The organism is Halomonas sp. 707D4, assembly GCF_024158685.1.
Lineage (GTDB): Bacteria > Pseudomonadota > Gammaproteobacteria > Pseudomonadales > Halomonadaceae > Vreelandella.
The window spans coordinates 1-4,520 of the sequence record NZ_JAMZBD010000259.1 but is presented as its reverse complement, the minus strand read 5'-3'; the positions used below and the strand labels follow the sequence as shown (position 1 = coordinate 4,520).

Annotated in this window: 6 protein-coding genes; 5 read left to right on the top strand and 1 reads right to left on the bottom strand. The window is 68.8% G+C overall.

The genetic code is table 11. The annotated features are described in order from the left end of the window. The 5 genes from lptD to apaG form a co-directional block, all read left to right on the top strand. The coding region (gene lptD / locus BIS11_RS11520) for an LPS assembly protein LptD (RefSeq protein ID WP_253586074.1) at positions 1–557 on the top strand (557 nt) is incomplete at its 5' end. A 54-nt stretch (positions 558–611) separates the two neighbouring features. Then, positions 612–1,649 (top strand): peptidylprolyl isomerase, encoded by a 1,038-nt coding sequence (locus BIS11_RS11515; RefSeq protein WP_253423304.1) that lies wholly within the window; start codon positions 612–614, stop codon positions 1,647–1,649. Further along, entirely contained in the window at positions 1,649–2,692 is a 1,044-nt protein-coding gene (gene pdxA / locus BIS11_RS11510) for a 4-hydroxythreonine-4-phosphate dehydrogenase PdxA (RefSeq protein WP_253423301.1), read from the top strand. The genes BIS11_RS11515 and pdxA overlap by 1 nt, the downstream gene beginning before the upstream one ends. Positions 2,693–2,742: 50 nt before the next feature. Beyond that, positions 2,743–3,573: a 16S rRNA (adenine(1518)-N(6)/adenine(1519)-N(6))-dimethyltransferase RsmA gene (rsmA, locus tag BIS11_RS11505; protein WP_253423298.1), complete on the top strand. Its 831-nt coding sequence runs from the start codon at positions 2,743–2,745 to the stop codon at positions 3,571–3,573. Next, positions 3,570–3,947, top strand: a complete 378-nt coding sequence (gene apaG, locus BIS11_RS11500) for a Co2+/Mg2+ efflux protein ApaG (RefSeq protein ID WP_253423297.1) — start codon at positions 3,570–3,572, stop codon at positions 3,945–3,947. The genes rsmA and apaG overlap by 4 nt, the downstream gene beginning before the upstream one ends. Here the strand turns inward: apaG and BIS11_RS11495 are convergent. Next, the coding region (locus tag BIS11_RS11495) for a GMC family oxidoreductase (protein ID WP_253586073.1) at positions 3,944–4,520 on the bottom strand (577 nt) is incomplete at its 5' end. The two genes, apaG and BIS11_RS11495, sit on opposite strands and share 4 nt — an antisense overlap.

Below are 4,520 nucleotides of genomic sequence, written 5' to 3'. Positions count from 1 at the left end.
GTTACCAGGCGACCCGCGACCGCTCGCCGCTGGTCACCCGCCTCGAGTGGCAGATCACCGACCGTTTCAGCACCGGCTACGAGTGGCTCTACGACGACCAGCGCGAACAGACCGAACGCTCCTCGGTCGACCTGCGCTATCGCCACCCTGAAGGCCATGTAGTGAACCTTGGCTACCGTTGGGAGATCGAAGGCTTCGATCCGGGCGTGGTGCCCGGCGATGACGGCTTTCGCGACTACAGCCGCGAGGAGTGGGATCTCTCGGTGGGCTACAAGGCCACCCCGCAGATCGACCTGATCGGCCGCTACCTGTACGACCAGACCAACGACCGGGCGCTGGAGCAGCTCGCCGGCATCCAGTGGAACGACTGCTGCTATGGCGTCCAGGTGGTCTGGCGCGAGTGGATCGACGACAACGACACCGCCCAGGTCGGTGACGATTTCAGCGATCGCGGGCTGTTTCTGCGCTTCGTGTTCCGCGGCCTCGGTGGCGTCGGGCAGGGCGCGAACACCTATTTCGACCAGGCGATCCCGGGCTACCGCCCCACCGCGCTGTAACGTTTTCATCACGAGCCCCGCTGTCACTGGATGGCGACGACGAGAGAGTTTTCTATGACGATGCAACACAGCCTACCGCTGCGAACCCTGTCCAAGCGCGCCAGACGGCTATCCGTCGGCGCCACCCTGGCGTTGTGCCTGGGCGCGAGTGCGGCGATCGTGAGCGACGCCGTTCACGCCCAGACCTTCCAGTCCTCCCAGCGCCAGGCGCTGGACAGCGTGGTGGCGGTGGTCAACGACGGCGTGATCATGAAAAGCGAGCTCGAGGATCGGGTGCGCCAGATCGAGCAGCAGGCCAATGCCCAGGGCGGCCAGCTGCCGCCGCGCCGCCAGCTCGAGGAGCAGGTGCTCGAGCGCATGGTGCTCGACGAGATCCAGCTGCAGATGGCCCGCCAGGCCAACCTGAGCGTCGACGACACCCAGCTCAATCGCCAGCTCAGAAGCATCGCCGAGTCCAACGGCATGACGCTGGACGCCTTCGCCGACGCCGTCGAGGCGGACGGCATGAGCCTGGCCGAGGTGCGCGAGGACGTGCGCCGCGAGATGCTCATGCGCCAGGTCCAGCAGCGCCAGGTCCAGCAGCGCGTCAACATCAGCGAGCGCGAGGTTGATCGTTTCCTCGAGCAGCAGGGCGGCCAGCAGGGCCAGTCGTTCATCGAGGAGAGCCAGGCGCGCCATATCCTCGTCGAGCTGACGCCCACGCGCAGCGAGGAGCAGGCCCGCGCGCGCGCCGAAGAGGCCCGCGCCCGACTGCAGCAGGGCGAGGCGTTCGCCGCCGTGGCCCGCGAGTACAGCGATGACAGCGGCAGCGCCATGAATGGCGGCGAGCTTGGCTGGGTGCGTCCGGGCCAGACCGTACCCGCCTTCGAGGAGGCGATGAACGCGCTGAACCCGGGCCAGATCTCGGCACCGGTGCGCTCCCAGTTCGGCTACCACATCATCGAGGTGGAGGATCGCCGCCGCCAGGACGTCACCAGCGAGAGCCGTCGCGAACAGGTACGCCAGGCGATCTTCCAGCGCCGCGCCAACGAGGAGCTGCAGAACTGGCAGCGCGAGATCCGCGAGCAGGCGTTCGTGGACATCCGCCTGTAATGAGCGCGGTGACGCCGCTGCTGATCACCACCGGCGAGCCCGCCGGCATCGGCCCGGAGCTCGTGCTGATGCTCGCCGCCGAAGGCCGGCTGGGAGCGGACGTCGTCGCGGTGGGTGATCCGGCCATGCTGGCCGAGCGCGCCGCGCGGCTCGGCCTCGAGGTCGAGATCGTCGTCGCCGGGAGGGGCGAGCCCGCCGCGCGCGGGGCGCACCTGGCGGTGATGCCGGTGGCGCTGCGCGCGCCTTCGACCCCCGGCGTGTGCGATCCCGCCAACGCCGCCTACGTGATCGAGACGCTGGCCCTCGGCGTACGCGAATGCCTGGCCGGACGGGCCGGGGGGATCGTCACCGCGCCGATCAGCAAGGCGGCGATCGTCGAGGGCGGCTACCCCGGCTTCACCGGCCACACCGAGTGGCTGCGCGATGCCTGCGGCGTCGACGAGGTGGTGATGCTGCTGGCCACCGAGTGCGCCCTGCACGCCCAGGCGCCGGACTGGCGCGCCAGTCGCGATCTTCGCGTGGCGCTGGCGAGTACCCACCTGCCGCTTCGCGAGGTGGCCGATGCGATCACCTTCGAGGGCCTGACGCGGGTCACGCGCATCCTGGCCCGTGACCTGAGCCGCCAGTTCGGCATCGCGCGCCCGCGCATCGCCGTATGCGGACTCAATCCGCATGCCGGCGAGGGCGGGCACCTGGGTCGCGAGGAGATCGATACCATCATCCCGGCCATCGAGCACCTGCGCGGCGAGGGTCTCGACGTGCGCGGCCCTTATCCTGCCGATACGCTGTTCACCCCGCGCCACCTCGCCGAGGTGGACGCGGTGCTGGCGATGTATCACGACCAGGGACTTTCGGTGCTAAAGTATGCAGGGTTCGGCCAGGCCGCCAACATCACCTTGGGCCTGCCCCTGGTGCGCACCTCGGTGGACCACGGCACCGCGCTCGATCTGGCCGGCAAGGGCGTGGCCAGCGCCGAGAGCCTGGCGGTGGCGGTCAGCCTCGCCCGACGCCTGAGCGCGCGCGCCAAAGTGCCGTCGTCCTGATGTCGACACCCTTCGCCCTACGTTAAAGCCCATTCAAGGATCTTCGTTAGATGTCTCAAGCGCCCCTTCAACACCGCGCCCGAAAACGCTTCGGTCAGAACTTTCTTCGCGACCTCGGCATCATTTCGCGCATCATTCGCGCCATCGGGCCTGCGAAGGGTGACCGGCTGATCGAGATCGGCCCGGGCCAGGGGGCATTGACCGCACCGCTTCTCGAGGCCACCGGCGAGCTCGAAGTGGTCGAGCTCGACCGCGACCTGATCCCGGGTCTGCGCGTGCAGTTCTTCAACTACCCCGGTTTCGTGATTCACGAAGGCGATGCGCTGAAGTTCGACTTCAAGGCGCTCAAGGGCGACGGCCCGGCGCTGCGCGTGGTGGGCAACCTGCCCTACAACATCTCCACGCCTTTGATCGTGCACCTGCTCGGCATGGGCACGGCGATCCGCGACATGCACTTCATGCTGCAAAAGGAGGTGGTCGAGCGTCTGGCCGCCGAGCCCGGCGGCACCGACTACGGGCGTTTCACGGTGATGGCGCAGTACTACTGCCAGGTGGAGCAGCTGTTCATCGTGCCGCCGGAAGCCTTCGTGCCGCGGCCCAAGGTGGACTCTGCCATCGTGCGCCTCACGCCGTTCGAGACGCTGCCGCATCCGGCGAGCGACCCGGCGCTGCTGTTCGAGCTGGTCAAGCTCGCCTTCGGCCAGCGGCGCAAGACCCTGCGCAACAACCTCAAGGGGCGTGTGAGCAGCGAAACCCTCGAGGCGCTCGAGATCGATCCGGGGCGTCGTCCCCAGACGCTGACGGTGGCGGAGTACGTCAAGATCGCCAACCACGTCGCCCAGGCAGAAGCGCTCGAGGCCGAGCGGGGAGAGCAGGGGTGAGCCAGCTTGCGATCGAGGTCAGCGTCACGCCGGAGTATCGCGCCGAGGAGTCCAGCGACAGCGAGGCGCGCTACGTGTTCAGCTACACCGTCACGGTGCACAACCAGAGCCCGCACAGCGTCCAGCTGATGGCGCGCTACTGGAAGATCACCCAGGGCAGCGGCGATGCCCAGGAGGTGCGCGGCAAGGGCGTGGTCGGCCAGCAGCCGCTGATCGGCCCAGGCCAGCGCTTTCGCTACACCAGCCGGGCGATCCTGCAGACCCCGGTCGGGGTGATGGAGGGCGCCTATACGCTGCTCAACACCTATACCCAGCGCGCCTTCGACGTGCCGGTCGATGCGTTTCGCCTCGCCGCACCCCGCAAGCTCCACTAGGCGCGCGTGAGCGCCTCGTCCAGGTGCACGCTCAGGCGCAGGGCGAGCTGGACGATGGTCAGCGTCGGATTGGCGTGGCCCGCGCTTGCGAACACGCTGGAGCCTGCCACGTACATGTTCTGCTGGGCGAACAGGCGGCAGTTGCGGTCCACCACGCCCCGTCGCGGGTCATCGCTCATGCGCGTGCCGCCCATGTGGTGGCGCCCGGCGATCTCGCCCTCCTCGGGAAGCTCGACGGGCTCGCGCGCCAGCCAGTCGGCGAGCTGTACCCGGCCGATATCGCGCTCGAGCAGGTACTCTCCCAACAGCATCAGGCTCTCGCGAATGGTGTGGCGATCCAGCGCCGACTGCTGCCACACCAGCCGGCTCAGCGGCACGCCGAGGGCGTCGCGGGTGCTTGCAAGTTCCACCGCGTTGGAAAAGCGTGGCTCCTGCTCCCAGGCGGCGCGCAGGTAGACGCCGTGCATCACGCGCCCTCGGGCGCGGCGCGCGGCGATCTCCGGCGCCAGCGCCGGGGCCTGGCGGGCAAGCGCCTCGGCGAGTTCGGCAGTGGCCTCCGGCGCCATGCGATGC